Origin of the sequence: Streptomyces enissocaesilis (genome assembly GCF_039533765.1) — a bacterium.
Classification (GTDB): domain Bacteria; phylum Actinomycetota; class Actinomycetes; order Streptomycetales; family Streptomycetaceae; genus Streptomyces; species Streptomyces enissocaesilis.
In genome coordinates this window covers 49,847-74,569 of the sequence record NZ_BAAAUD010000020.1, presented here as the reverse complement: position 1 = coordinate 74,569, position 24,723 = coordinate 49,847, and the positions used below count along the sequence as shown (strand labels likewise).

The 24,723-nt window shown below is 72.5% G+C and carries 21 protein-coding genes; 9 read left to right on the top strand and 12 right to left on the bottom strand.

Features of this window, described 5'->3' with window-relative positions:
* Positions 1-56: 56 nt before the first annotated feature.
* Entirely contained in the window at positions 57-392 is a 336-nt protein-coding gene (locus ABD374_RS09950; protein ID WP_344493596.1) for a hypothetical protein, read from the bottom strand.
* A 280-nt stretch (positions 393-672) separates the two neighbouring features.
* Between ABD374_RS09950 and cds1 the strand changes: the two genes are divergently transcribed.
* On the top strand, positions 673-1,806 hold the full coding sequence (gene cds1, locus ABD374_RS09945; protein ID WP_344493594.1) for an L-cysteine desulfhydrase Cds1: 1,134 nt from the start codon (positions 673-675) through the stop codon (positions 1,804-1,806).
* 94 nt (positions 1,807-1,900) lie between these two features.
* On the opposite strand, the gene ABD374_RS09940 is transcribed toward cds1, so the two are convergent.
* Positions 1,901-2,749, bottom strand: coding sequence for a DeoR/GlpR family DNA-binding transcription regulator (locus ABD374_RS09940; RefSeq protein WP_344493593.1), 849 nt, complete (start codon positions 2,747-2,749; stop codon positions 1,901-1,903).
* Between the two features lie 215 nt (positions 2,750-2,964).
* Between ABD374_RS09940 and ABD374_RS09935 the strand changes: the two genes are divergently transcribed.
* The gene (locus tag ABD374_RS09935; protein ID WP_344493591.1) at positions 2,965-5,334 is read left to right on the top strand and encodes an alpha/beta hydrolase family protein; all 2,370 of its coding nucleotides are present in this window, start codon (positions 2,965-2,967) and stop codon (positions 5,332-5,334) included.
* On the opposite strand, the gene ABD374_RS09930 is transcribed toward ABD374_RS09935, so the two are convergent.
* From ABD374_RS09930 to ABD374_RS09915, 4 genes are all read right to left on the bottom strand, one after another.
* A complete protein-coding gene (locus tag ABD374_RS09930; RefSeq protein ID WP_344493589.1) occupies positions 5,304-7,709 on the bottom strand; it encodes a right-handed parallel beta-helix repeat-containing protein in 2,406 nt (801 codons plus the stop codon). The genes ABD374_RS09935 and ABD374_RS09930 overlap by 31 nt on opposite strands.
* An 89-nt stretch (positions 7,710-7,798) precedes the next feature.
* Positions 7,799-8,404: an Rv1733c family protein gene (locus ABD374_RS09925; protein ID WP_344493587.1), complete on the bottom strand. Its 606-nt coding sequence runs from the start codon at positions 8,402-8,404 to the stop codon at positions 7,799-7,801.
* An 86-nt stretch (positions 8,405-8,490) separates the two neighbouring features.
* Complete coding sequence (locus ABD374_RS09920) at positions 8,491-9,339, bottom strand: MOSC domain-containing protein (RefSeq protein ID WP_344493585.1); 849 nt, start codon at positions 9,337-9,339, stop codon at positions 8,491-8,493.
* Between the two features lie 42 nt (positions 9,340-9,381).
* On the bottom strand, positions 9,382-9,861 hold the full coding sequence (locus ABD374_RS09915) for a DUF6643 family protein (protein WP_344493583.1): 480 nt from the start codon (positions 9,859-9,861) through the stop codon (positions 9,382-9,384).
* A gap of 271 nt (positions 9,862-10,132) precedes the next feature.
* Between ABD374_RS09915 and ABD374_RS09910 the strand changes: the two genes are divergently transcribed.
* A complete protein-coding gene (locus ABD374_RS09910) occupies positions 10,133-11,389 on the top strand; it encodes a TerD family protein (RefSeq protein WP_344493581.1) in 1,257 nt (418 codons plus the stop codon).
* Positions 11,390-11,431: 42 nt separating this feature from the next.
* On the opposite strand, the gene ABD374_RS09905 is transcribed toward ABD374_RS09910, so the two are convergent.
* Positions 11,432-12,616, bottom strand: a complete 1,185-nt coding sequence (locus tag ABD374_RS09905) for a glycosyltransferase (protein WP_344493579.1) — start codon at positions 12,614-12,616, stop codon at positions 11,432-11,434.
* Here ABD374_RS09905 and ABD374_RS09900 point away from each other — a divergent pair.
* The 6 genes from ABD374_RS09900 (at position 12,606) to ABD374_RS09875 (ending at position 19,420) form a co-directional block, all read left to right on the top strand.
* Positions 12,606-13,460 carry a glutamate racemase gene (locus ABD374_RS09900; protein ID WP_344493577.1) on the top strand — a complete coding sequence of 285 codons (855 nt, stop codon included), beginning with the start codon at positions 12,606-12,608 and terminating at the stop codon, positions 13,458-13,460. The genes ABD374_RS09905 and ABD374_RS09900 overlap by 11 nt on opposite strands.
* Positions 13,461-13,526: 66 nt before the next feature.
* Positions 13,527-14,072: a hypothetical protein gene (locus tag ABD374_RS09895; protein WP_344493575.1), complete on the top strand. Its 546-nt coding sequence runs from the start codon at positions 13,527-13,529 to the stop codon at positions 14,070-14,072.
* 414 nt (positions 14,073-14,486) lie between these two features.
* On the top strand, positions 14,487-16,103 hold the full coding sequence (gene lnt, locus ABD374_RS09890) for an apolipoprotein N-acyltransferase (protein ID WP_425577176.1): 1,617 nt from the start codon (positions 14,487-14,489) through the stop codon (positions 16,101-16,103).
* A 57-nt stretch (positions 16,104-16,160) separates the two neighbouring features.
* Complete coding sequence (locus ABD374_RS09885) at positions 16,161-16,640, top strand: NUDIX hydrolase (protein ID WP_344493573.1); 480 nt, start codon at positions 16,161-16,163, stop codon at positions 16,638-16,640.
* A 55-nt stretch (positions 16,641-16,695) separates the two neighbouring features.
* Entirely contained in the window at positions 16,696-17,493 is a 798-nt protein-coding gene (locus ABD374_RS09880) for a 3-hydroxybutyrate dehydrogenase (protein ID WP_344493571.1), read from the top strand.
* Between the two features lie 16 nt (positions 17,494-17,509).
* On the top strand, positions 17,510-19,420 hold the full coding sequence (locus tag ABD374_RS09875) for a helix-turn-helix domain-containing protein (RefSeq protein WP_344493569.1): 1,911 nt from the start codon (positions 17,510-17,512) through the stop codon (positions 19,418-19,420).
* Positions 19,421-19,502: 82 nt separating this feature from the next.
* Here the strand turns inward: ABD374_RS09875 and ABD374_RS09870 are convergent, their stop codons facing one another.
* From ABD374_RS09870 to ABD374_RS09850, 5 genes are all read right to left on the bottom strand, one after another.
* Positions 19,503-20,891 (bottom strand): MFS transporter, encoded by a 1,389-nt coding sequence (locus ABD374_RS09870; protein WP_344493567.1) that lies wholly within the window; start codon positions 20,889-20,891, stop codon positions 19,503-19,505.
* 743 nt (positions 20,892-21,634) lie between these two features.
* Positions 21,635-22,006: a peptidase inhibitor family I36 protein gene (locus ABD374_RS09865; RefSeq protein ID WP_344493565.1), complete on the bottom strand. Its 372-nt coding sequence runs from the start codon at positions 22,004-22,006 to the stop codon at positions 21,635-21,637.
* A 91-nt stretch (positions 22,007-22,097) separates the two neighbouring features.
* On the bottom strand, positions 22,098-23,297 hold the full coding sequence (locus ABD374_RS09860) for a hypothetical protein (RefSeq protein ID WP_344493563.1): 1,200 nt from the start codon (positions 23,295-23,297) through the stop codon (positions 22,098-22,100).
* Between the two features lie 172 nt (positions 23,298-23,469).
* Positions 23,470-23,889, bottom strand: coding sequence for an SH3 domain-containing protein (locus ABD374_RS09855; protein ID WP_344493561.1), 420 nt, complete (start codon positions 23,887-23,889; stop codon positions 23,470-23,472).
* Positions 23,883-24,653 (bottom strand): M23 family metallopeptidase, encoded by a 771-nt coding sequence (locus ABD374_RS09850; RefSeq protein WP_344493559.1) that lies wholly within the window; start codon positions 24,651-24,653, stop codon positions 23,883-23,885. The genes ABD374_RS09855 and ABD374_RS09850 overlap by 7 nt, the downstream gene beginning before the upstream one ends.
* Positions 24,654-24,723: the final 70 nt, after the last annotated feature.

Genomic DNA, 24,723 nt, shown 5'->3' with positions numbered 1-24,723 from the left:
TGAGTGACGTGAGACCAGGGTCACCCAGGTGCCGCCGCCGCGCAACTCGCATGCCATCAGTCCCGCGCGTCCCGTACGACGCGTAGGTTCCGCGTGCCGCGGACCGCCTCCAGGAACTGCCCGGCCAGCTCCTCGCCGTCCTTGGCGTGACCGTACTGTCCCATGGTGAGCCGGTACCGGGTGCCGTTGACCGTCGCCACCGTGCAGTCGTCCCCGGCGTACCAGGGCTTCTGGGCGGTCACGGCGCCCAACGGCGCGTTGTCGATCTCCCGTCCGTTGCTCGTCAGCAGGACGAGCCTGCCGTCCTGGACCAGTACCTGGCCGGCCCTGGTCAGTGAGCGGGGCCAACGCCCTATCCGTACGCCCGTCGCGTTGAACTCGGGCTCCGCCATATCACTTCGCCCCCTTCGCACGGTGTCCTTGGGCAGTCTGCACAAGCCCGGGCCCGCGCACCAGAGCCCCTCGGTGGCCGGCCGCCGGGGCGCGAGGCCGTGAGCCACTTCCGCGCCGTCCCGCTCCACCCCCGCCCCAGCTCGCCCCACAAGTGATCCCTATGGCTGCCCAAAGTCAACGTTTGTGCAGGTGAGAGGCATAAAGTGGCAACCGGGGGACCGGAGTTCCCGGAGCGGAAACGAGCTGCCCCGGAGGACGCTACGACGAGGAGTGGCCCGCATGAGCACCGCTGACCAGGCACGTACCGGCAACGCCGTGGCGACCATCGACGTGGACCGCAGCGATCCGCAGTACCGGGCCTGGCTGAAGGAAGCCGTCCGTAAGGTCCAGGCGGACGCCAACCGCTCCGCGGACACGCACCTGCTGCGCTTCCCGCTGCCCCAGGAGTGGGAGATCGACCTGTACCTCAAGGACGAGTCGACCCACCCGACCGGCAGTCTCAAGCACCGACTCGCCCGCTCGCTCTTCCTCTACGGCCTGTGCAACGGCTGGATCAGGCCCGGCAAGCCCGTGATCGAGGCGTCGAGCGGCTCGACCGCCGTCTCGGAGGCGTACTTCGCGAAGCTGATCGGTGTGCCCTTCGTCGCGGTGATGCCCCGCACCACCAGCCCCGAGAAGATCCGGCTGATCGAGTTCCACGGCGGGCAGTGCCACTTCGTCGACGACTCGCGGAAGATGTACGAGGAATCGGCCGCCCTCGCGGCCCGGACCGGCGGCCACTACATGGACCAGTTCACCTACGCGGAACGGGCCACCGACTGGCGCGGCAACAACAACATCGCCGAATCCGTCTACCAGCAAATGAGGCTGGAGCGGTATCCGGAACCGGCCTGGATCGTCGCGACGGCCGGGACGGGCGGCACCTCGGCGACCATCGCGCGCTACGTCCATTACATGCAGTACGACACCCGTATCTGCGTACCCGACCCGGAGAACTCCTGCTTCTTCGACGGCTGGACCAACGGCGACCCGCTCGCCACGAGCGACTGCGGTTCGCGCATCGAGGGCATCGGCAGGCCCCGTATGGAGCCGAGCTTCGTGCCCGGCGCCGTCGACCGCATGATGAAGGTCCCGGACGCGGCGAGCGTGGCGGCCGTACGTGCGCTGGACGCGGCCATCGGCCGCAAGGCGGGCGGCTCCACCGGCACCGGACTGTGGAGCGCGCTGAAGATCGTCGCGGGGATGGTCGCCGAGGGGCGCAAGGGCAGTGTGGTCACGCTGATCTGCGACCCCGGCGACCGCTACCTCGACAAGTACTACTCGGACGCCTGGCTCGCCGAACAGGGCCTGGACATCGCTCCGTACAGCGCCGCGATCGACCGGTTCCTGGCCACCGGCACATGGCCGTGCTGAACGTTCCGGCCCAGACCCAGACCCAGACCCAGACCCAGACATAGAACCCGGCCCCGGCTGCCGGTCCAGCCCCGTACAGGCCGCCGGCGCTGCGTCAGGTGCCCGCGGTCCCCGCGGCGTCCGGGGACTCGCCCGCGACCACCAGGCCCGGGAGGCGCTCCTCGATCTCCTCACGGGTCCGGGCGGACAGACCCCCGTCCGTCACCAGGGTGTCGACCTCTTCGAGCGTCGCGAACGAACTCAGCCCCACCGTGCCCCACTTGGTGTGGTCCGCGACCACGACCACCCGGCGCGCGGACCGCACCAGCCGCCGGTTCGTCTCCGCCTCCGCCAGATTCGGGGTGGAGAGCCCCGCCTCGGCCGAGATCCCGTGCACCCCGAGGAAGAGCACATCGAAGTGGAGCGAGCGGATCGCCTGGTCGGCCACCGGGCCCACCAGTGAGTCCGACGGTGTCCGTACGCCGCCGGTGAGCACCACCGTGGCCGAGCCGGGGCGCGGCCCGCTCCCGCCGCCCGCGCGCTGAGCGGTGTGGAACACGTCGGCGACCCGCACCGAGTTGGTCACCACCGTCAGATCCGGCACCTCCAGCAGGTGCCGGGCCAGCGCGTACGTCGTCGTACCGCCGGACAGCGCGATCGCGCTGCCGGGCACCGCCATCGCGGCGGCCGTCCGCGCGATGGCCTCCTTGGCGTTCTGCTCCAGGCCCGACTTGGCCTCGAAGCCCGGCTCGTGCGTGCTCGCCTCGACCACCGGCACCGCACCGCCGTGCACCTTCTCGACCACACCCTGGCGTGCCAGCGCGTCCAGGTCCCGGCGGACCGTCATGTCGGAGACATTGAGCTTCCTGGTCAGCTCTTGGACCCGGACACCGCCGCGCCGCCTGACCTCGTCGAGGATCACGGCACGGCGCTGCTCCGCGAGCAGGTTCTGACTGTCGGTCACGGTCGGTCCGGTCCCTTCGTACGGCGGTGCAGGCATGGGGGCCGTTCATCCTCGCACGGGTGCGCGGCGGCCGGACCTCGGGGAGATTCGGGGAGATTCGGCGAGAGCGGTGCGGCGGCCGCCCATGATCCGGGATCCTTGAGCGCCGCGCCGTGCCGCACGGTGCGCGGAAGACGATCCTCCCGATCCTCCCACCACGAGAGCGAGCCACAGAAGTGCCCCGTGTCACACCGACACCGACACCGCCTCGCGACGACGGAGCCGCACTCGAACTCCTGGTCCACGGAGTCGGCGGCACCACCCCCCAGGAGATGCTCGGCGACCCGCGTACGGTCCGTGTCACCGGCGACGAGACCGCCGCCGTGTACCGCCGTACCGAGGACGCCGAAGCGGAACTGCGCCCGGGAGAGCCGGACGCCGGCCCCCGCGACCGGCCGGTCCCCGAGGCGTACGTCTGGTGCAACCTCACCTCCGGCAACGGCGCCCGCGCGCTGTGGCTGCTCCTGCTGCCCTTCATGGTCGCCAACCTCACCCACTGGATGCAGCCCACCACCCGCGGCCTCACCAGGACTGTGCGCACGTACGGCGTGCTCGTGCGGCTCCTGGCCCTCAGCCTCACCGTGCTGCTGATCGCCGCCGCCTGCGAGGTGGCGCTCGACCTCACCGCGTGGCAGTGCGCGGGCTCCTCCCGCTGCTCCGGCGACAAGTCGTGGCTCGGTTTCCTGTCCCCCGAGCGGGGCGGCTGGTGGTCCCAGCCGGGCCGGCGCCTCGCCCTGGCCGCCGTGGTGCCCGCCGCGCTGACCGGCCTCCTCTGGTACCTCTCCCACCGCACCTGGAGCGCGTACGAGTCCCAGCGCCCCCTGCCCGCCGGCACCGAGCACGACCTCGACGAGCCGACGGCCCGCCCCGCCCTGGGCATGCCCGGCTTCTGGTACGGCCGCCGCCTCGTCGCCCGGCTCCGGGCCGCCCACACCGCCGCCGGTTTCCTCACCGTCGCCGCCGTCCTCGCCGTGGCCGGGGCCCGCTACGACCGCCGGGCCTCGGTCCCGTTCCTGGAAGCGACCGGCCGGGCGCTCGAACTGGCCCTGCTCGCGGGGGCCGTGGTGGTGGTCTGGGTGGTCTGCCGCAGGGGCCGCTGCGAAAGCCGCCTCGACCTCAAGCTCGACCGGGTCACCGTCGCGCTGCTGCCCGGCTCCGCGCTCGCCCTGCTGGTCCTGACCGTGCTGTACGCCGTCTGGTCCCGCCCCGGGTGGATCTCCGCGGGCCGGCTCCCCGGCGACCGCGCCTTCGGCATCCTCGTCCTCGCCCAGGGCGCACTGATCGTCGCGCTCGCCGTCGTCGCGCTCACCATGTTCCGGCGGGCGCCCGACGCCCGTACGGTGATGCGCGGACTCGGCGGCCCCGCCGTCGCCATGCTCGCCTGCGCGCTCGGCGGAGTCATGACCGGCGGCGTCGCCCAGCGCGTCGCCGACTGGCTCGACGGGACGGGCACACCGGGGGAGCCCGGTGGCACCATCGCGGGACCCCCGGTGCTGCTGACCTGGCAGGCCTCCGTCATCCCGCCGCTACTGGTGCTCCTGCTGGTGCTCGGCGCCTTCCTCGCCGTGCGCACCCGGCGCGCCCGGCGGGCGATGGCCGACGAGATCGAGGCGGAGTACCCGGACGCCGAGCCCGACTCCGTACGCACCCGCCGCATCGCCCGCGTCCGCGCCATGGCCGCGCTCACCGACCGGGCCCCCGCACTCGTCGGCCTCACCTCGGGCGCCACCCTGCTGCTGGGAGCCGCCGCGCTCGTCGGCGCCTGGGCGACCGGGAAAGCGCCGGGCAGGGCCGCGGCGGGCACTCCCGACTTCGTCGCGTCGGCGGCGCAGGCCGCGCAGGCGCTCGGCTCCTGGCTGATCGGCGTCGGCTTCATACTGTTCGTCACCTGGGGCCGGCGCGCCTACCGCGACCCCGCCGCCCGCCGCACCATCGGCATCCTCTGGGACGTCGGCACCTTCTGGCCGCGCGCCGCCCACCCCTTCGCGCCGCCCTGCTACGCCGAGCGGGCCGTCCCCGACCTGACCTGGCGCATGGCCGGATGGACCGACAGCACCGGCGGGCGGCTCGTCATCTCCGGGCACTCGCAGGGCAGCGTGCTGGCGGCGGCCGCCGTCTGGCAGCTGCCGCCGCGCACCAGGCGCCGGGTCGCGCTGCTCACGTACGGATCACCGCTGGAGCGGCTGTACGGGCGCTGGTTCCCGGCCTTCTTCGGTACCTCCTGCCTGGAGGTCCTGGGCGGCGAGGTGCACTGCTGGCGCAACCTGTGGCGCCGTACCGATCCCATCGGCGGCCCGGTACGCGTCAAGGGGAGCGGCCAGGGGCCCGCGGTGGACCGGGACGCGCTCAAGGACCCGCTCGCCTACGGACGTACCAGGGAACAGCCGTTGCCCGCTCCCGTGCTGGGACACTCCGACTACCAGGCGGATCCCGAGTTCGACCGGGAGCGGGCCGCGCTGCTCGACCGGCTGTCGCCGTGCGCGGTGCCCCGGCAGCGGCCGGACGCCCCGCTGGATCAGGGAAGTTCCGGCAGGTCCTCGGGGTAGAGGAGGGTCAGGTCGTCCGTGTTCATCTCGGTGAACCGGGCGACCCGTCCCGCATGCCGCTCCACCATCGACTCGAAGGTCTGGCGCGCGGTGCGGCCGTTGCCGAACGCGGGTCCCTTGGGCAGCGCCGTGAAGTACTTGAGAAGCGCTTCGCCCGTTCCCGCGGCGAGCCGGTACTCGTGCTCCTCGGCCTGCTGCTCGACGATCCGCAGCAGCTCCTCCGGTTCGTAGTCGGAGAAGGTGATCGTGCGCGAGAAACGGGACGCCACACCGGGGTTGACGCTCAGGAAGCGCTCCATCTCCGCCGTGTATCCGGCGACGATCACGACGACCGCCTCCCGGTGGTCCTCCATCAGCTTCACCAGCGTGTCGATGGCCTCCTTGCCGAAGTCGCGCCCGGAGTCCTCGGGGGACAGCGCGTACGCCTCGTCGATGAACAGCACACCGCCGCGCGCCCGGTCGAACGCCTCCTGGGTACGGATCGCCGTCGATCCGATGTGCTCGCCCACCAGGTCCACCCGCGACACCTCGACGAGATGACCGCGCTCCAGCACCGCGAGCGAGGCCAGGATCTCGCCGTACAGCCGCGCGACCGTGGTCTTCCCGGTGCCCGGGGAGCCGGTGAAGACCAGGTGGCGGCGGACCGAGGCGGCCTTGAGCCCGGCCTCCTGGCGGCGCCGGCCGATCTCGATCATGTCGGTGAGGGCGCGCACCTCGCGCTTGACGCTCTCCAGGCCGACCAGCGCGTCCAGTTCACCGAGCACGGCCTTCGGCGTACGGACCGGCTCGGCGTCCGGCAGGGGGGCCGTCGCGGGCGCTGTGGCGCGCTGTCCGGGAACCGCGCCGAGCAGCCCGGTGGTCTGCGTCGCGGTCAGCACGGCGGGGACCTCCGGGGCCGGGGGCCGTACGCCGCTCTCGTCGCTGGTGCAGTCCTCGACGAGCGGACCGTCCTCGGCGAACTCGTAACCGCCGCGCGCGCAGCGCTCGGTGCGGCAGCGGGTGAGCGTCGTACGGCAGCCGTCGATCACGTGGAAGCCGTAGCCGCTGCTTCCCGTCACCCGGCAGCCGTGGAAGGTGCCGCGGCCCTCCGCGGAGACGTAGAAACCCGCCTCGGCGGGCGAGGTGACCGTGCAGCGCTCCATGCGCGGGTCGGCGCCCTTGGTGACGATGACACCGGTCTGCGCCCCGTCGATGGTGCAGCCGGAGAGGGTTCCGCCGCTGCCGTGGTCGCGGAACCACGCGCCGGTCGCCGCCTCGCGGATCCGGCAGTCGTCGAGCTGCGCGGTCGCGCCGTCGCTCACGGAGACCGCCGTGTTGCGGACCTGGGACAGGTCACTGTCGACGACGTCGACGCGCGAGCCGCGGTCGAGGACGAAGAGGGCGTCGGGGACGTCGTGCACCCGGCAGGCCTCCAGGACGGCGGTCGCGCCGTCGCTGACCCAGACGGCCGGATAGTCGCCCGTACTGTCGTGGATCTCGCACTGGTTGGCGTCCACGCGCGTGCCGGGGTCCCAGACGGACAGCCCGTTGCGGCCGAACCGGCGCACCGTGGAACGGGTGAGCGTGAGGACCGCGCGTGAACGCAGGTCGATCGCGTTCTCCGGGATGTCGTGGATGTCGCAGTCGGAGAGCGTCAGCACGGCGTCGGTGTCGAGGGTGACGCCGTCGGCCGAAGTGCGGTGCACCGTGCAGTCGGTCAGATGGGCCGATCCCCGGGCGGCCACCTGTACGCCGCTGCCCTTGACCTCGTACACCTCGCACCCGACGGCCTCCAGGCCGCTGCCCTCGCCGTTCACGGACAGGCCCGCGCCCGAGGTGTGGTGGATGCGGCAGCGCTCCAGACGCGGGTGCGCACCGCCGCGCACCGAGACGCCCGACTGGCCGGCCGCGACCACCTCGCACTCCTCGAACAGCCCGCCCGCGCCCTCCAGCACGCCGATGCCGACGCCCGCGGGATTGTCCACGGTGCAGCGGCGCACGGTCGGCCGGGCCGCGGCGCGCACCTCGATGCCGACGGCTGAGCGGGTCACGATGCGCAGGCCGACGAGTTCGGGGGTGCCGTCCTCGACGAGCAGGGCGGGGGAGGCCGTGTCCTGCCCCTCGATGTGCAGGTCCTGGAGGACGGCGGAGGCGCGCACGGTCAGTGCCACACCGTCCACGGGGGCGATACGGACCGAACCGACCGTCCCCTCGGGGCCGCGCAGGGTCACGGCGCGCTGGACGACGAGGTTCTCCCGGTACGTACCGGGAGCGACGGTGAGCACGTCACCGTCCCCCGCGGCCTCCAGGGCTGCGGCGAGGGAGGCGTATTCGCCTGTGCGGCGCCGCCACCGCGATGTGCCGGTGTGCGTCACCTGGACCGTGCCCTGTGCCATGGCGTTGCTGTGCCCCCACCTTGTGCTGACGATCTGGCCGCTCCACCGTAGCGCGCGGGAGGGCGGCGAGTTGACCGGTCGGCCGTGGTTCAGCTGCCTGTGCCCGTACGTCCCCAGTCGGGGCCGGCCCCGGCCCACGCCCGGTCGAGCCGGGTGTACCGACGCAGCGTGAGCCGCCATACGAACAGGCGCCTGCCGCCCTCGAAGAACACCGCTGCCGCCGCCGTCGCACCGATGCCCGCGACGGTGGCGTGGGTGGAGGCCGTGACGTCGTCCATGGGGCGCCCGACCACCCTGCCCCGTTCGTCCGTCCAGACCGGGAAGCGGTCGCCCGGCTGTGCGGCCCGCCGGGTGGTGGGCACCGTCCCGGTGTGACGGCTGCCGTCACGCGCCGTCCAGTTGGCCACCACCCGGGTGTGGGGCGCGCGTTCCGAGGGGATCTCGGGGTCGGCGGGCATGGCCGGGCCGGGCGCGGCCCGGACGACGAGGGCCGTCGTCCGGTGGCGCTGCTCGTGCTGCACGCGCACCGACTCCTGCAGTGCCGCATGGGTGAGCGTGCCGCAGAGCCGGCCCACGGCGGGCGCCAGGAAGACGATCAGCAGCACGGTGGCGAAGGCCGCCCATGCCTCGACGAGGTCGGTCGTACGGCACAGTGGATTGCGCCGCCAGCGCCACACACCGGCTGCTGCCCGCACCGCCCCGCACCCCCTTCCGTGTCCGCCTCTTCAACGCACCCGCCGCCCCGGCGGGTTCCCACGGTCACGAGGTCCTGCGCGAGGTCCTACCGGAGGTCCTGAACGGGGTTCTGTTCGAGGATTCTGACGGGATCGCCGACCCGGAGGGTCCCGGTGTTCTCCGGCACGAGATTCTGCCCGAAGATCAGCCGGTCGCCCGAGCGGCGGTGCCTGGCGAGCGTACGCAGGGGCTCCTTGCCGCGCTCCGCCGTCCGCTGGTCCGTGGTGGTGACGACACAGCGGCCGCAGGGCTTGGCGACGCGGAAGGCGACCTCGCCGATCGCGATCCGCTTCCAGCCGTCCTCCGCCCAGGGGGCGGTGCCGTCCAGGACGACGTTCGGCCGGAAACGGCTCATCGGGAGCGGCCCCTCGTCGGAGTGGTCGCCCTGCGCGATGAGCGAGTTGAGGGCGTCGAGGGAGGCCAGGGTGGTGACCAGCAGGGGAAAGCCGTCGGCGAAGCTCACGGTCTCGCCGGGCTCCGCGTAGTCGGGGTCGACGGGGCGGCGGCGTGCCGGGTCGTCGAGGTGGACGAGACGCACCTCGGTGCCCAGGTAGTCGCTGAACCAGGCGTGTGCCCCCGCGTCCGCCTCGACCGCCTCGACCTCGTCCTTCCAGAGGTGCGCCACCATGGTGGCCGCCGGCTCCGGCACGGCGACACTCAGCGCCTCGCGGCCGGGCGCGGACAGCCGTATCCCGCCGTCGGGCAGGGGTTCGGCCCGCACCAGCGCGAGGTGGGGCTGCGGACGCTGTGTGACCACCTTGCCGGCCGGGTCGACCAGCATCCATCTGCGGTCCCCGGCCGGACCCCACGGTTCGACCTTCACTTCGTCCGGCGCACACCCCGCCACCGACTTGACCGGGTAGACATGGACCGCATGGAGAAGTGAATTCGGCATGCGGCCAATCCTGCCAGCCGGGTCGGACAGTCGTACGGCCGGTCAGTACCCCCGGCCCTGGTACTGGTGGTTGTACGGGTCGTCGTACGGCGTGGCCGCGGGCACCGGGCGCGGCGCCGCGGGGCGCATGGCCTCGTACCCGGTGGCGGCGGCGGGCTGGCGCGGCTGCTGCTGCTGGTACTGCTGGTACTGCTGCGGTCCCGGGTAACCACGGGGGCCCGTGGCCTGCTGCGGGATGTACGGCGCGGGCGCGTGCTGGAGCGCCGCCGGTTGGGGCGCGGCCTGCTGCGGGTAGCCGTACGAAGGGGCGGGAGCGTAGTGGGAAGGTGCCGAAGGGAGCGCGGGAAGCGCCGCCGGAAGAGCCGGCAGATAGCTGTTTCCGGTGTCGTACGCGGAGGGTACCCGGATGGGAGCGATCTGGGGCGTGCCCCGTTCTGCGACGAGGGAGTCGTAGATCGGAGTGTCCGGGAAGGACGGGGCGGAGGAGTAACCGCCGCCGTAGGTGGCGCGGGGGGAGGTCATGGCACCTAAGTTAAGCCGAAGATGTTCTGGTTGGGGAGCCAGATAAGAGGGTTGTTTTACGAGTTGTGCGTGATGACGGATCCCCAATCCGAGCGAACTTGGGAAAAACGGTCGCCGTGTGGCGTTGGAATCATGTAAAGGGTGCACTGGCCATGGGTTACCCGGGGTTGCCGGGTGATCTTCGGACCGGCGCCGGGGGCCTGTGGGGCGCGGAGGAATAGGTTGACCGTACATAAATCTCCAGACACCCGGACCCGTGATGGGGGCGATCATGTCCATGCTTAAAGGAACCAATGTGCCGGTGCCGGCACAGGCCGTGCGCATCGAATTGGGATGGCGTTCAGGCCCTGGCGCCCCGGACGTCGACGCTTCGGCCCTCCTGCTGATGTCGGGAAAGGTCCGCTCCGACGCGGACTTCGTCTTCTACAACGCACCCGCCCACGCCTCGGGCGCGGTCCGGCACGACGGGAAGAGGGCGTCCGGGCACAGCGTGACGGACACGCTCTCCGTCGATCTCGCGCGCGTGGAGGCCGCGGTGGAGACCGTGGTGGTGGCGGCCTCGGCGGACGGCGGCACCTTCGGACAGGTGCCGGAGCTTTACGTACGTGTGCTGGACGCGGTGAACGGCACCGAGATCGCGCGTTTCGACAGCCAGGACGCGAGCGTCGAAACGGCTTTCGTCCTCGGGGAGCTCTACCGGCGGCAGGGCACCTGGAAGTTCCGCGCCGTGGGGCAGGGCTACGACAGCGGACTGGAGGGTCTGGCGAGGGACTTCGGCATCAGCGTCGACGAGCCCCGGCAGCAGGACCCGGCCCCCGTCCAGCCCTTGGCCCCGGCTCCGGTGGCGGCCCCGGCCCCGCCCCCCGCTCCGGCCCCGCCCCCCGCTCCTGTGCGCCTCACCAAAGTCACGCTGACCAAGGAAGCCCCGGTCGTCTCCCTCGCCAAGCAGGGCGGCACCACGGGCACGATGCGCGTGAACCTCAACTGGGAGGTGCGCAAGCAGTTCAAGGGCTGGGGCGCCAAACTCGGCAGGGCCATGGCCCTGCACGGCGACCTCGACCTCGACCTGTGCGCCCTCTACGAGCTCGCCGACGGCCGCAAGGGAGTCGTCCAGGCCCTCGGCAACGCCTTCGGCTCGCTGCACCAGCCGCCGTACATCCACCTGGACGGCGACGACCGCACCGGGGCGGTGAGGACCGGCGAGAACCTGACCGTCAACCTCGACCACAAGGACGAGCTCCACCGCGTCATCATCTTCGTCGCCGTCTACGAAGGGGCGCGTTCCTTCGCCGACCTGCACGCCACGGTCACGCTCACACCGCAGCACGGCGCCCCCATCGACTTCTCGCTCGACGAGTGCACCGTGCCGTCCACCGTCGCCGCGCTCGCCCTCCTCACCAACGAGGGCGGCGATCTGACCGTGCGCCGCGAAGCCCGCTACCTGGTACCGGAGCGCGGCGTCAGCCCGCAGCGCACCATCGACCACGCCTACGGGTGGGGCATGAACTGGACGCCCGGCAGGAAGTGACGGCCCCGGAGTCCCGGCGGGACCCGGCGACAGGCGCGAGGCTCAGCGCTCGGGTGCGGCCTCGGGACGGGGGTACGTACGCCCCTTCCACGCCGCGCCCCGCCCCCGGTAGTGCTGCACGGCGGAACCGACGGTCATCAGCAGATAGAGGACCGCGGTGAACGGCAGCGCCGGGGCGAGCCACAGCGGCTGCCGGTAGTAGCGCAGTACGGGGAGGTACGTAGCGGTCATCACCGCCCAGGCCAGGCCGCCCGCCCAGGCCGCCGTGCCGTCCACCGACAGCAGACCGGCGCACAGCGTGAGCGGGGGAGCGAGGTACACCAGCGCGAGCCCCGCGACCGTTCCCGCGAGCAGCGACGGGCTGTGCCGCAGCTGGGCGTACGCACTGCGGGAGACCATCCGCCACAGATCACCCAGGCGCGGATACGGGCGCACGCTGTCCACCCGCTCGGCGAGCCCCAGCCAGATCCCGCCCCCACTGCGCTGCACGGCCGCGGCGAGCGACACGTCGTCGATCACCGCCTGCCGGATCGAGTCGGGCACGCGCGCGCGGGCCGCGGCCCCGTTCCGCAGCAGCACGCAGCCGCCCGCGGCGGCGGCCGTCCGCGCCCCCGCCCTGTTGACCCACCGGAACGGATAGAGCTGCGCGAAGAAGTACACGAACGCGGGAACGACCAGCCGCTCCCACGCGCTGACGACGCGCAGCCGCGCCATCTGGGAGACCAGGTCGAGACCGTCGGCACCGGCCGCGGCCACCAGTTCGCGCAGACTGTCCGGGGCGTGTGCGATGTCGGCGTCCGTGAGGAGCAGGTACTCGGGTTCGCCCTCGGGCCCCCGCGCGCGGGCCAGCGCGATGCCGTGCCGCAGGGCCCAGAGCTTTCCGGTCCAGCCGGGTTCCGGGGCGCCGGGCGAGACCACGGTCAGCGGCAGCCCGCCGTGCAGGCGGGCCAGCTCCCGCGCCAGCGCGCCCGTACCGTCCTGGCTGCCGTCGTCGACGAGAAAGATCTCCGCACGCCCCGGATAGTCCTGGGAGAGGAGCGACGGCAGGCTCACGGGCAGTACCCCGGCCTCGTCGCGCGCCGGGACGACGACGGCGACATCCGGCCACCCGTCGGGCTCCTCGCGCCGCGGCAGCCGCTGGTCCGTGCGCCAGAAGAAACCCCGGCCCAGCAGCAGCCACACCCACGCGGCCAGCGATCCCACGGCAATCCAGGCAATGGCGCTCATCCGCCGCAGTCTGCCCCACCCCGGCGCCGACGCAAGGACGGTCGACTATGGTGACCGGGTGAAGATCGCGCTCATGGACTCGGGAATCGGCCTGCTCGCGGCGGCCGCCGCGGTACGTCGGCTGCGGCCCGACGCCGATCTGGTCCTCTCCTCCGACCCCGACGGCATGCCCTGGGGGCCGCGTACGCCGGCCGACGTCACCGAGCACGCGCTCGCCGTGGCACGGGCCGCCGCCGTACACCGGCCCGACGCGCTGATCGTGGCCTGCAACACCGCTTCCGTGCACGCCCTGCCCGCGCTCCGCGCGGAGCTGGAGCCCGGCGTCCCGGTCATCGGGACCGTGCCCGCGATCAAGCCGGCCGCCGTGGGCGGCGGCCCCTTCGCCATCTGGGCCACCCCCGCAACGACCGGCAGCCCCTACCAGCGCGACCTCATCCGCGACTTCGCCGACGGCATCGACGTCACCGAAGTGCCCTGCCCCGGCCTCGCCGACGCCGTGCAGCATGCCGACGAGGAGGCCGTCGACCGGGCCATCGCCGCGGCCGCCGCCCTCACCCCCGGCGAGGCAAGGGCCGTCGTCCTGGGCTGCACCCATTACGAACTGGTCGCCGAACGCATCCGCACCGCCGTCCGGCCGCACGGTCTGCCGCCCGTCGTGCTCCACGGGTCCGCCGAAGCCGTGGCCGCCCAGGCGCTGCGCCGCATCGGCGCGCAGCCCGCCCCCGCGGCCGCGCCGGGCGCCGCTCTCACCGTGCTGCTCAGCGGCCGGCACTCCGCGCTGCCCGGCGCCGCTCTCGCGTACGCCGAAGGCCGTCTGCTCGACACGGTCGACGTCGCGCGCTGACCCCCACCGGGCCCGGTGGCCCGGCCTGGCGCTGCCCCGAAAGCGGAACGTGAGTACGCTGCTCGTATGAGTGACCACTCCCGCGGTACGGTGCCCGGGGCAGAGCCCGCTCCCGCGGTATGGAGCGGCCGTGCGACCAACCGCGCGCAGTGGCTGCTCGCGGTCGCCGGCGGCGGCTGCATCGCGCTCGGCGTCCAGCTGGCCTTCGGCTCCCCCTGGAGCGCCCCACTGCTGATGTCGGTCGTGGGCTGCCTGGCGGCCGGCCTGCTCATCCTGTTCGGGACCCTGGCCTTCGTCCATGTGGCGGTCAGGATCGACAGCGACATGTTCGAGGTGCGCTGCGGCCACATGGGCCTGCCCCGTCGGCGCATACCGCTCACCCATGTGGTGGGCGCGGAATTCGCGCCGAGCGTCACGCCACGGCAGTGGGGCGGCTGGGGCTACCGCTGGCGCCCCGAGAAGGGGATGGCCGTGATCGTCCGCAGGGGCGAGGGAGTCGTCCTGCGTCTCGGTGACGGCCGGATCTTCACGGTGACCGTCGACGACGCGGAAACGGCGGTACGCGTCGTCCGCGCGCGTCTGCGCGCCGCCGCGGCCGGCAAGACGTCGTAAGCCCGGCAAGACCCCGTAACCGGGACCGGGCCGGGGGAAGGCCGGGGAGGAAAGCACCACCGGGCGGGCGCCGCAGCCGACGGCTGCGCGCCCGCGCCTTCGCCCCCGCAGCGGCTGCGCCGTCCCCAGCGACCGGACGGCGCGGCCACCGGGGGCACGTCGCCGGCGGCACCGGTGAGGGCGCCGCGTTCGCACGCCGGGAACGGTACGGCCGGTACCGCCGGTGCAGCCATCCCCTCGCCCCCGGCCTGGGACGGATCCCGCCGGCCACGGCCCGGACCGGCCGGATGCCAGGGACTGGCGCACACGGCAGGGGCAGGGACGGCCAGGTGGGTACGGGTGGCGCGGGAACGCTGCTTCAGCTGCCGAGGCCGCCCACTCCGGCCCCCGCCCCGCCACCGTAGACTCCGCTGCGTGAGCGCCACCCCCACTGCCGTGGACCAGCCCGCAGCACAGCTGGCCCCGCACTCCGATGCCCCCTCGCGCGGGAGAAGCATGCTGACCCGGCTCGCGGCCCCCGCGGCCGCCGTACTCTCCGGTCTGCTGCTGTACGCCAGCTTCCCGCCCCGTCCGCTGTGGTGGCTGGTACTGCCGGGCTTCGCCCTGCTCGGGTGGTGTCTGCACGGGCGGCGGGCCCGGGCCGCGTTCGGTCTCGGCCTCCTCGCCGGCCTCGGCTTCCTGCTGCCGCTGCTCAGCTGGACGGGCGAGGAGGTGGGCCCGGTGCCGTGGCTCGCGCTGGCCGCAGCCGAGGCCCTGTTCGTCGCCGTGTGCTGCGTCGGTATCGCCGTGGTGGCCCGACTGCCGCTCTGGCCGGTGTGGGGCGCCGCCGTGTGGGTCCTCGGCGAGGCGGCACGCGCGCGCGTGCCGTTCGGCGGTTTCCCCTGGGGCAAGATCGCCTTCGGTCAGGCGGACAGCGTCTTCCTGCCCCTGGCGGCGGTCGGCGGCACGCCCTTCCTCGGTTTCGCGGTCGTGCTGTGCGGCTTCGGGCTCCACGAAGCGCTGCGGCAGTTCCGGACGTACCGCTCGACCCGCCGCGTACCGCGCGGGGGAGCGGCCCTTGCGGCACTGAGCGTCGTCGTACCGGTCACGGCCGCCCTGGCCGCCCTGCCGCTCGTCGACAACTCCGCGCAGGACGGCACTGCGACGGCCGCCGCGATCCAGGGCAACGTGCCACGGCTGGGCCTCGACTTCAACGCCCAGCGCCGCGCCGTGCTGGACAACCACGCACGGCGTACGGAAGAGCTCGCCGAGGACGTCACGGCCGGCAGGGTGCCCCGGCCCGACTTCGTCCTGTGGCCGGAGAACTCCTCCGACCTCGACCCCTACCGCAACAGCGACGCCCGCATGGTGATCGACCGTGCCGTGCGCGCGATCGGCGCCCCGACGGTCGTCGGAGCGGTGCTCACGCCGGACGAGGGCAAGCTGCGCAACACCCTGATCGCATGGGACCCGGAGCGCGGCCCTGTCGCGACGTACGACAAGCGGCACGTCCAGCCGTTCGGCGAGTACATTCCGATGCGTTCCTTCGTACGGCTCTTCAGCTCCGACGCCGACCGCGTCCGCAGGGACTTCGGACCCGGTGACAAGGTGGGTGTCTTCGACCTCGCCGGCACCAAGGTGGGGCTTGCCACCTGCTACGAGGCGGCCTTCGACTGGGCGGTGCGGGACACCGTCACGGGCGGCGCCCGGCTCATCACCGTACCCAGCAACAACGCCACCTTCGGGCGCAGCGAGATGACCTACCAGCAGCTCGCGATGTCGCGGGTGCGGGCGGTCGAGCACAGCCGGGCCGTCGTCGTTCCCGTGACCAGCGGGGTCAGCGCCGTCATCCGGCCGGACGGCAAGGTCGTGCAGAAGACGCAGATGTTCACACCGGACGCACTGGTCGCCGAGGTGCCGCTGCGTTCCTCGCTGACCCCCGCGACGCGGCTGGGCCCGCTTCCCGAGGGCGTACTGGTGGCGCTCGCCGGAGCCGGTCTCGGGTGGGCCGCTCTCCGTGGGGTACGGGCCCGCAGGCGTACGTCGGAGTGAGCTCAGGGTGAGTTTTGGGTGCGTTCCGTCCCGGGAACGGCCCGTTAGGGTCGGATCATGGCAACTCCCGAATTCATCCGCGAGCTCCGGGCCACCGCGGGTCACCAGCTCCTCTTCCTGCCGGGCGTCAGCGCCATCGTCTTCGACGAGGCGGGCAGAGTGCTGCTCGGACGCCGCACCGACACCGGGAAGTGGTCGGTCATCGGTGGCATCCCCGAACCGGGGGAGCAGCCGGCGGTGACGGCCGTGCGGGAGGTGTACGAGGAGACCGCCGTGGAGTGCGTGGCGGAACGCGTCGTTCTCGTACAGGCCCTGAAGCCGGTCGAATATCCGAACGGCGACCGGTGTCAGTACATGGACATCACGTTCCGGTGCCGGGCCGTCGGCGGTGCGGCGCGCGTCAACGACGACGAGTCGCTGGACGTGGCCTGGTTCCCGGTGGACGCGCTCCCGGACCTCGACGAGTTCTCCCTCCTGAGGATCAAGCAGGCCCTCACCGACGAACCCACATGGTTCGAGCCCACCACGCAGTTCTGAAGTATGGGCCGCGACCACATGGGTGGTGTGGTGAGCGCTGCTTAGTGTCGTGGTCATGACCGCGCCCACCACAGCCTCGCCGCACGCACCCGGACCCGACCTCGGCGGCCGTACCGCGCTCGTCACCGGGGCCGCGGGCGGCATCGGCCGCGCCTGCGCGCTGCGGCTCGCGGCCGCCGGCGCCAAGGTCAGAGCCGTGGACCGGGACGCGGAAGGGCTCCACGCCCTCACCGGGCAGGCACAGGGCCTGGCGGGCGCGGTGGAGCCGCGGACCCTGGACCTCACCGATCTCGACGCGGCGGAGCGGGCGGCGGCGGGCACGGACATCCTGGTGAACAACGCCGGACTCCAACTGGTGCGCGCCATCGAGGAGTTCCCCCCGGACGTCTTCCACACCGTCCTGACCGTGATGCTCGAAGCGCCGTTCCGGCTGATCCGGGGGGCGCTGCCGCACATGTACGGGCAGGGCTGGGGGCGTATCGTCAACATCTCCTCCGTGCACGGGCTGCGCGCCTCCGCGTACAAGTCGGCGTACGTCGCCGCCAAGCACGGCCTCGAGGGGCTCTCCAAGACCGCGGCGCTCGAGGGCGCCGAGCACGGCGTGACATCGAACTGCGTCAACCCCGGGTACGTCCGCACCCCGCTCGTCGAGCGGCAGATCGCCGACCAGGCCGCCGCCCACGGGCTGCCGGAGGAACGCGTACTCGCCGACGTACTGCTCAAGGACACCGCGCTCAAGCGTCTCCTCGAACCGGAGGAGGTCGCCGAGGCCGTGGCGTATCTGTGCGGCCCCCAGGCGTCGTTCATCACGGGAACCTCGCTGCCCCTCGACGGCGGCTGGACCGCTCACTAGCTGATTGAGTGTGCCCATGTCCCACGACCAGCCACAGAGCGGCGGCGAAACCCCGTACCTGGAACTCCTCGCGCGCGGGGCCGCCGCCGACGCCTACGAGCGGCCCGTGCTGGTCGCCCGCGCGGACGGCGCGACGCCCGAGACGCTCGCCGCACTCGAGACCGCGAAGCTCCACGCGCTGCGGGTGCGCGCCGAGCTGGAGGGGCGGCGGCGGCGCGAGGCCGAGCTGTCCGCGCTCTACGAGACCGCCCACGACCTCGCCGGGCTGCGCGATCTGGACGCCGTGCTGGCGGCGATCGTGCAGCGGGCGCGGTCGCTGCTCGGCACGGAGGTCGCGTATCTGAGCCTCAACGATCCGGTGGCGGGCGACACGTACATGCGGGTCACCGAAGGGTCGGTGTCGGCGCGCTTCCAGCAACTGCGGCTCGGCATGGGGGAGGGGCTCGGCGGGCTGGTCGCCCAGACCGCCCGCCCCTACGCGACCGAGAGCTACTTCGACGACCCCCGTTTCCAGCACACCTGGACCATCGACTCGGGCGTACGCGACGAAGGGCTCGTCGCGATCCTCGGCGTACCCCTCACCCTCGGCAGCCAGGTGATCGGTGTGCTCTTCGCCGCCGACCGCCGCGCCCGTGTCTTCGAGCGCGAACAGATCGCCCTGCTCGGTTCGTTCGCCGCGCATGCCGCTGTCGCCATCGACACCGCGAACCTGTTGGCGGAGACGCGTTCCGCGCTCACCGAACTGGAGAGGGCCAACGAGATCATCCGTGACCGCAGCGGCGTCATCGAGCGCGCATCGGACGTGCACGACCGGCTCACCGAACTGGTGCTGCGCGGCGGCGGCGTCGACGACGTGGCGCGCGCGGTGTCCGAAGTGCTGGACGGGACGGTGGAGTTCACGGCCGCGGACGGGGAGCCGGCGGGAGCGGACGGCCATGCGGTACGGCGCGGCGACGACTGGGTGGCCACCGTAGCGGCCGGCGGGGAACTCCTCGGCGCGCTCGTCCTGCACGGCCACCCCGCCCTGGACCCCGTCGACCAGCGCACGCTCGAACGCGCCGCCATGGTGACGTCGTTGCTGCTGCTGGCCAGGCGCTCGGCGGACGAGGCCGAGCAGCGCGTACGGGGCGAACTCCTCGACGACCTCCTCGACGCCCCCGACCGCGACCCCCGCCTGCTGCGCGAACGCGCCGCCCGGCTGCACGCCGACCTCGACGCCCCTCACGTGGTGCTCGCTGCCCGCGTCGAAGCGCCGCGGACGGCCGGCGCCGAGCGGGAGAGCGCGGACCGCAGGCGGCTCTGGTCCGCGGCCTCGCACCTGGCGGCGACCGGGCGGGGCCTCGCCGCGGCCCGCGACGGCGGCACCGTACTGCTGCTCCCGCTGGACAGCGGTGACAGCGCCGCGGCCCTCGCCCGCCGGACGGCCAAGCACCTGGGAGGCGCCCTGCGCGATCCCGTCACGGTCGGAGCCTCGGGACCGGTGGGCGCGCCCGCGGCCCGCCCCGGTGCGGTGGCGGGGGCGTACGGGGAAGCACGCCGCTGCGTCGACGCGCTGCGGCTGCTCGGCCGTTCCGGGGAAGGCGCCGCAGCGGAGGACTTCGGCTTCCTGGGCCTGCTGCTCGCGGGCGGCGGGGACGGCCGTTCCGGCGGCGCCGTCGAAGCGTTCGTACGCCGCACGATCGGCGAGGTCGTCGCGTACGACGGGCGGCGGGGAACCGACTTGGTGCGCACCCTGGACGCGTACTTCGCGTGCGGGATGAGCCCTGCCCGGACGAAGGACGAACTGCACGTCCACGTCAACACGGTGGCGCAGCGCCTGGAGCGCGTCGGCAGGCTGCTGGGTGCGGACTGGCAGTCGCCGGAGCGGGCCCTGGAGGTGCAGCTGGCGCTGCGGCTGCACGGGCTGCTGTCGGCGATGACGCGCTGAAAGCCACGCGCGGGAACGTCCGAGGACCGTTCCCGCGCGTGGCTGTTCCGTCGTCGCTCGCGTCGGCCCCGTCCGCGTCGGTTCAGACCGTACGAGCGCCGGCGGTCCGTACGGCAGGCCCTTCGTCCTCCTCGCCCGCCCCGGCCCCGATGTCCCCCAGATCCCGGTTCCGGGTCTCCTTCGCGCATCCGATCGCGACCACCGTGATCAGCGCGGCGGCGATGACGTACAGGGCGATCGGTGTGGAGCCGCCGTAGCGGTGGAGGAGGGCGGTGGCGATCAGCGGCGCCGGGGCGCCGGCCGCGACCGAGGAGAACTGCGCGCCGATCGAGGCACCGGAGTAGCGCATCCGGGTCGCGAACATCTCGGAGAAGAAGGCCGCCTGCGGCGCGTACATCGCCCCGTGGAACACCAGCCCGACCGTGACGGCGAGGAGGAGGTTTCCGAAGCTCCTGGTGTCGATGAGCATGAAGAACGGGAACATCCAGAGACCGACCCCGACCGCACCGATCAGGTAGACGGGCCTGCGCCCGAGCCGGTCCGACAGGGCGCCCCAGGCGGGGATCACCGCGAAGTGGACGGCCGAGGCGATCAGTACCGCGTTGAGCGCCGTCTGCTTGCTCAGCTCCGCCGCCGTCGTCGCGTAGACGAGGATGAAGGCGGTGATGACGTAGTAGCTGATGTTCTCCGCCATACGGGCGCCCATCGCGATCAGCACATCGCGCCAGTGATAACGAAGGACGGCGACCAGCGGCATCTTCTCGGCGACGGCGGAGGCGGTCTTACGGGCCTCGGCCTGGGCCAACGCGGCCTTGAAGACAGGGGATTCATCGACAGAGAGACGAATCCACAGGCCGACGACCACCAGTACGCCCGACAGCAGGAACGGTATGCGCCAGCCCCATGCGAGGAAGGCGGAATCCGAGAGCAGGGCGGTCAGCGCGGCCAGCACCCCGGTGGCGAGCAGCTGCCCGGCGGGCGCTCCGGTCTGCGGCCAGGAAGCCCAGAACCCACGCCGCCCGGCGTCCCCGTGCTCCGAGACCAGCAGCACCGCCCCGCCCCACTCGCCACCGAGCGCGAAGCCCTGGACGAGCCGCAACACGGTGAGCAGGACGGGCGCGGCGGTACCGATCGAGGCGTGCGTCGGCAGCAGACCGATGGCGAAGGTGGCACCGCCCATCAGCAGCAGACTCAGGACCAGCAGCTTCTTGCGGCCGAGCCGGTCGCCGTAATGCCCGAAGACGAGCGCCCCGAGCGGCCTGGCGGCGAAACCGATCGCGTAGGTCAGGAAGGACAGAAGAGTTCCGACGAGGGGGTCGGACTCGGGGAAGAAGAGCTCGTTGAAGACCAGCGCGGCTGCGGATCCGTAGAGGAAGAAGTCGTACCACTCGATGGTGGTCCCGATGAGGCTCGCGGCGACGATCCTCTTGAGGGAGTTGGGTGGTGTGGGGGAGGTTGTTGCGGCGGCCATGTGCACCACTTCCAGGCGGGTACGGGGACGTTTCGGTGTCGCCACACCGTAGGAAACGGCAGGTCAGGGGCGTATGTGGTGGGGCACCACAGTTCGGGTGGGTCGTGTGCGCCCGGCATCCATGGCCTGCTGTGGTGACCTGCCGAAGGCGCTCGAGGGGCCCGGTGCGGAACTGTCCGGATTGTGCTGATCAGGAACGTTTGGTCTGGACCGTGATGGGGCTCTTCTGCAGGCGGATGACGGAGGCCGGCAGGTTGGGCGTGCGGACGTGAGGGCCGGTGCCGGTGCCTGCGTGGACGGGGTCGGCGAAGTCCCAGGCCGGCTGCATGCCGCCGCGGCGCCGGAACCCCTCGGGAAGAAGAACCGGAAGAACTGCTCCGGCAGGAACGAATGCCACGGCCTGTTCGTGATAGCCCTCACCGTCGCCCGGGGCCGACCGCTGTGGATCTCAGCGGCCCGCCCCGGGCGCACCTCGGAGATCGCCGCCTGCCGGCACGCCGAACTCACTCGGAAGCTGCGGGAAGCCGGGCTCAAAGCCGTCGCCGGCCTGGGATTCGTCGGCCTCGACGACGGCGGCCCCGACGCCGGCCCGGCGGTGATCACCGGCTGCAAGGCCGTCCGGAACCGGCCCCTGTCGCGAGGCAGAAGCTGTCCAGCACGGTACTGGCGGCCGTCCGGGTACCCGGCGACTTCGGCTTGCACACCGCCCATGAGGACCTCAGAAGATCACTTCTGAACAAGCCCTAGCACTCTCCGCGCCATGTCACCTTGTTGATGACGGCGTCGTGCTGGAAGTTGAGGCCGTAGTGGCCCGGTCCGGGGTAGTGGTGGACGCACTCCGAGCCGCTGCCGATGCCCTTCCACTCGACCTGGATGTGGTCGAGGCCGGGAAGGGGTGCGCCGTTGTTGAAGATGGACTGGCCGGTCACCCTGCCCGACCAGTTGCCGTCCGACTTCAGGACGAGCCGACCCGTCCCGGAGTCACCCGAGTAGATGCAGAAGTAGCCCTTGTCGCAACCCGGCGGAACCTCTGCGGCCGAGGCCGTCGGCGCAGCCGTCAGTACGCAGGCGATCGCCGCCGCCGTGGCCAGGGCTCCAAGTGCACGCTTGTTCATCACAGTTCTCCTTGTCCGAAGGTTGTCCCACGACGGGACGGCGAGTCGGTACTCGCCGTATGAGCCCCGGGCCGTTCCCCCCCCGGCCCGGTCAGCAGACCGGCACTCCGGGCACCTGGTTCTCCGGCACGCTGAGATAGATGTTGGTCATGTAGCCGCTGTACTGCGGCAGGTGGGCCCACCAGTCGTTGACGTAGGGCGGTTGGCTGACCTGCTGGCCGCGCTTCTGGCAGCCGACCAGGACCTCGACTCCGGCGGGCAGCGTGGTGATCGCCCCGGACTCGGTCGTCGCCTGGGTGCGGACCCGGACCCCGCTGCCCCAGGTGCCGATCCATGTGCCGGCGGGGCGGGAGGCGCCGGGGACGTTCAGCGAACGGGTCAGCCGGCCGATGTCCGTGTAGGCCTTGCCGTAGGACGTTCCGCTGGGGTGCAGGGTGAGGACCGCCACGATGGAACGGTCACCCGCGCCCACCACACCCGTCGTGTGCAGTGCCGGACGGGAGAGGTCCACGGCGTCGGCGCCCGCCGGCGTCCGGGCGGCGGCCGTTCCCGCCGGTTCCCCAGCGGCCTTCGCGGCCTTCGCGGCCTTCGTGGTCGGCGCCGTGCAGCCGCCCGAACTGAAGCCCGACCAGCCCTGCTTGACGGCCCAGGGGCGGTTGAAGGAGCCGGCGATGCCGAAGTGCTGGTCGTAGCCGTCGGTGGCGCAGCGGGTGGACTGCCGCAGGCCGCCGAGGAGGTAGTCGCGTGTCGCCGCCGGGGCGGAGTCCAGCAGATGGCGGTAGATCTTCACGGTGTCACGGGCCGAGAGAGCCGTGTAGCCCCAGTAGCCGGGGTGGGTCGACGGCGGCCGGGCGGTGTCCGTCAGGCCGAGCCGGGTGACCATCCGGTCGACGATCGCCCCCGAGCCGTTGTTCGACCAGAACGTGCTCGCGGCCGTGTCGTCGCTGCCGCGCAGCATGGTGTCGATCCGGGCCCGGTCGGCGGCCGACAGGGCGCCGGGGCTGCGGTTCCAGAGCACGTCCAGGGCGATCAGCAGTTTCACCACGGACGCGGACCTGAACTGCGCGGCGCTGTTCAGTTGTTCGGTGAAGGTGCCGGTCTGGCGGTCGAAGACGGCGACGCCCGCCGTCACCCCGGCCGGCACGTCGGCCTGCACCGTCGCCGGGCGCGGCGAGGGAGACTCGGCGGACGCGACGGAGGCGGTGGTCGCGGTGGTGCACAGGAGCGCGGCGAGGGCGGCGGTCAGCACGCCCGCCCGTACCGCGCCCCGTGCGCTGCTCAAGATGATCATGGTTGTCCTCGGGATCGGTGGAGAGGGAGGTGGTGGAGGTGGAGCCGGAGATGCGTCGCCCGCACCACACGTAGGACGGGGGTACGTCCCGTGCCGTATGAGAGCCCGGACGCCGGATGCCCCCGGGAACCTGTCGGGGTCCCGGGGGCATCCGGTCGGCGCGGGCCGTCGCTCAGCAATTCGGCAGACCCGAGTCCCGCTCGTCGTTGCCGCCTCCGACGAGGAAGATCTCGCTCATGTACGCGGACGGGGCCATGCCCACCGCCGGGGTCTTGACCCACCAGGTGTGCCAGTAGTCGCCGTAGGTCGCACGGCCGCCCTTGACCTGGCACTGCACTCTGAGGAAGCCGCCGTCGGGCGACGTGGCGACGACCGGGGCCTGCGGGTCGGGGGCGGACCGCAGGTTGACGTTCGAGCCCCAGATCGGGCACCGGAACATGCCCCTGTAGTCCGGGTCGGGGGTGCAGGGCGCCGAGTCGGCGGCCTGCGCGGACGAGGTGAGGGCGGGGGAGAGGAGCAGCCCGGCGGCCAGCGCGACCGCCGCGGCACCCTTCGTGCCGGCGCGGAGACGGCTCAGGGGGACGGTCAGCACTGGTTCACCCCCGGCAGCCAGGCGGCGGGGTGGTCGATGTAGATGTTGGTGATGTAGCCGCCGAGCGCCGGGATGTAGGACCAGGCGTCGTTGGTGTGGCCCTCGGCGGTGACCGAGTCGCCGCGCGTCTGGCACTGCACGTAGACCGCAGTCGGCCCGGTCAGCGTGCGCACGACCGCCGCGTTCAGCCGCGGCTCCTGGCGCACCCGGACCGATGTGCCCCAGGTGGTGAAGTTGGTGCCGGGCGTTCCGCTGCCCGGGGTGCACGGCAGGTTCACACCGCGCGCGGACAGGTAGGAGACGGGGTCCATGCCCCGGGTGCTGGCCGTGGAGGCGTGCGCCTCGAAGTGCAGGTGCGGCCCGGTGGACTGGCCCTCGGAGCCCATGCGCGCGATCAGCTGACCGCTGTTCACCCGCTGGTTCACGGAGACGAGACGCTCGTACATGTGGCCGTACTCGGTGACGGTGCCGTCGTCGTGCCTGATGCGGATCCACTGGCCGTAGCCGCTGGCGGTGCCGGAGACGATGACGGTGCCGGCCCCGGTGGAGTAGATCGGCGTACCGCGGTTGTTGGCGATGTCGACGCCGTCGTGGCCGGAGTGGTACCCCTGGGTCACCGTGCCGGCGGTCGGGCAGGAACCGGTGGCCGCGGCTGCGGCGACCGGGGCGGCGCCGGCCGTGCCGGCCGTGAGCGGGACCAGCCCGGCAGCGACGACCGTGGCGACGAGCAGGCCCATGGACTTGGTGCGCTTGAGTGTGCGCATGGCGGAGTCTCCTCTGTGAGAGATGTCGGGTGTGCGAGGTGTCAGGTGTGGGAGGGATGTGGTGTGCCGA

Bases quoted from the DNA above. Each gene is read 5' to 3' on its own strand.
- ABD374_RS09870 (WP_344493567.1), bottom strand. From the start codon at position 20,891: ATGGCCGCCGCAACAACCTCCCCCACACCACCCAACTCCCTCAAGAGG.
- ABD374_RS09910 (WP_344493581.1), top strand. From the start codon at position 10,133: ATGTCCATGCTTAAAGGAACCAATGTGCCGGTGCCGGCACAGGCCGTG.
- cds1 (WP_344493594.1), top strand. From the start codon at position 673: ATGAGCACCGCTGACCAGGCACGTACCGGCAACGCCGTGGCGACCATC.
- ABD374_RS09875 (WP_344493569.1), top strand. From the start codon at position 17,510: ATGTCCCACGACCAGCCACAGAGCGGCGGCGAAACCCCGTACCTGGAA.
- ABD374_RS09915 (WP_344493583.1), bottom strand. From the start codon at position 9,861: ATGACCTCCCCCCGCGCCACCTACGGCGGCGGTTACTCCTCCGCCCCG.
- ABD374_RS09920 (WP_344493585.1), bottom strand. From the start codon at position 9,339: ATGCCGAATTCACTTCTCCATGCGGTCCATGTCTACCCGGTCAAGTCG.
- ABD374_RS09850 (WP_344493559.1), bottom strand. From the start codon at position 24,653: ATGCGCACACTCAAGCGCACCAAGTCCATGGGCCTGCTCGTCGCCACG.
- ABD374_RS09900 (WP_344493577.1), top strand. From the start codon at position 12,606: ATGGCGCTCATCCGCCGCAGTCTGCCCCACCCCGGCGCCGACGCAAGG.
- ABD374_RS09880 (WP_344493571.1), top strand. From the start codon at position 16,696: ATGACCGCGCCCACCACAGCCTCGCCGCACGCACCCGGACCCGACCTC.
- ABD374_RS09860 (WP_344493563.1), bottom strand. From the start codon at position 23,297: ATGATCATCTTGAGCAGCGCACGGGGCGCGGTACGGGCGGGCGTGCTG.
- ABD374_RS09885 (WP_344493573.1), top strand. From the start codon at position 16,161: ATGGCAACTCCCGAATTCATCCGCGAGCTCCGGGCCACCGCGGGTCAC.
- ABD374_RS09865 (WP_344493565.1), bottom strand. From the start codon at position 22,006: ATGAACAAGCGTGCACTTGGAGCCCTGGCCACGGCGGCGGCGATCGCC.
- ABD374_RS09905 (WP_344493579.1), bottom strand. From the start codon at position 12,616: ATGAGCGCCATTGCCTGGATTGCCGTGGGATCGCTGGCCGCGTGGGTG.
- ABD374_RS09895 (WP_344493575.1), top strand. From the start codon at position 13,527: ATGAGTGACCACTCCCGCGGTACGGTGCCCGGGGCAGAGCCCGCTCCC.
- ABD374_RS09950 (WP_344493596.1), bottom strand. From the start codon at position 392: ATGGCGGAGCCCGAGTTCAACGCGACGGGCGTACGGATAGGGCGTTGG.
- ABD374_RS09930 (WP_344493589.1), bottom strand. From the start codon at position 7,709: ATGGCACAGGGCACGGTCCAGGTGACGCACACCGGCACATCGCGGTGG.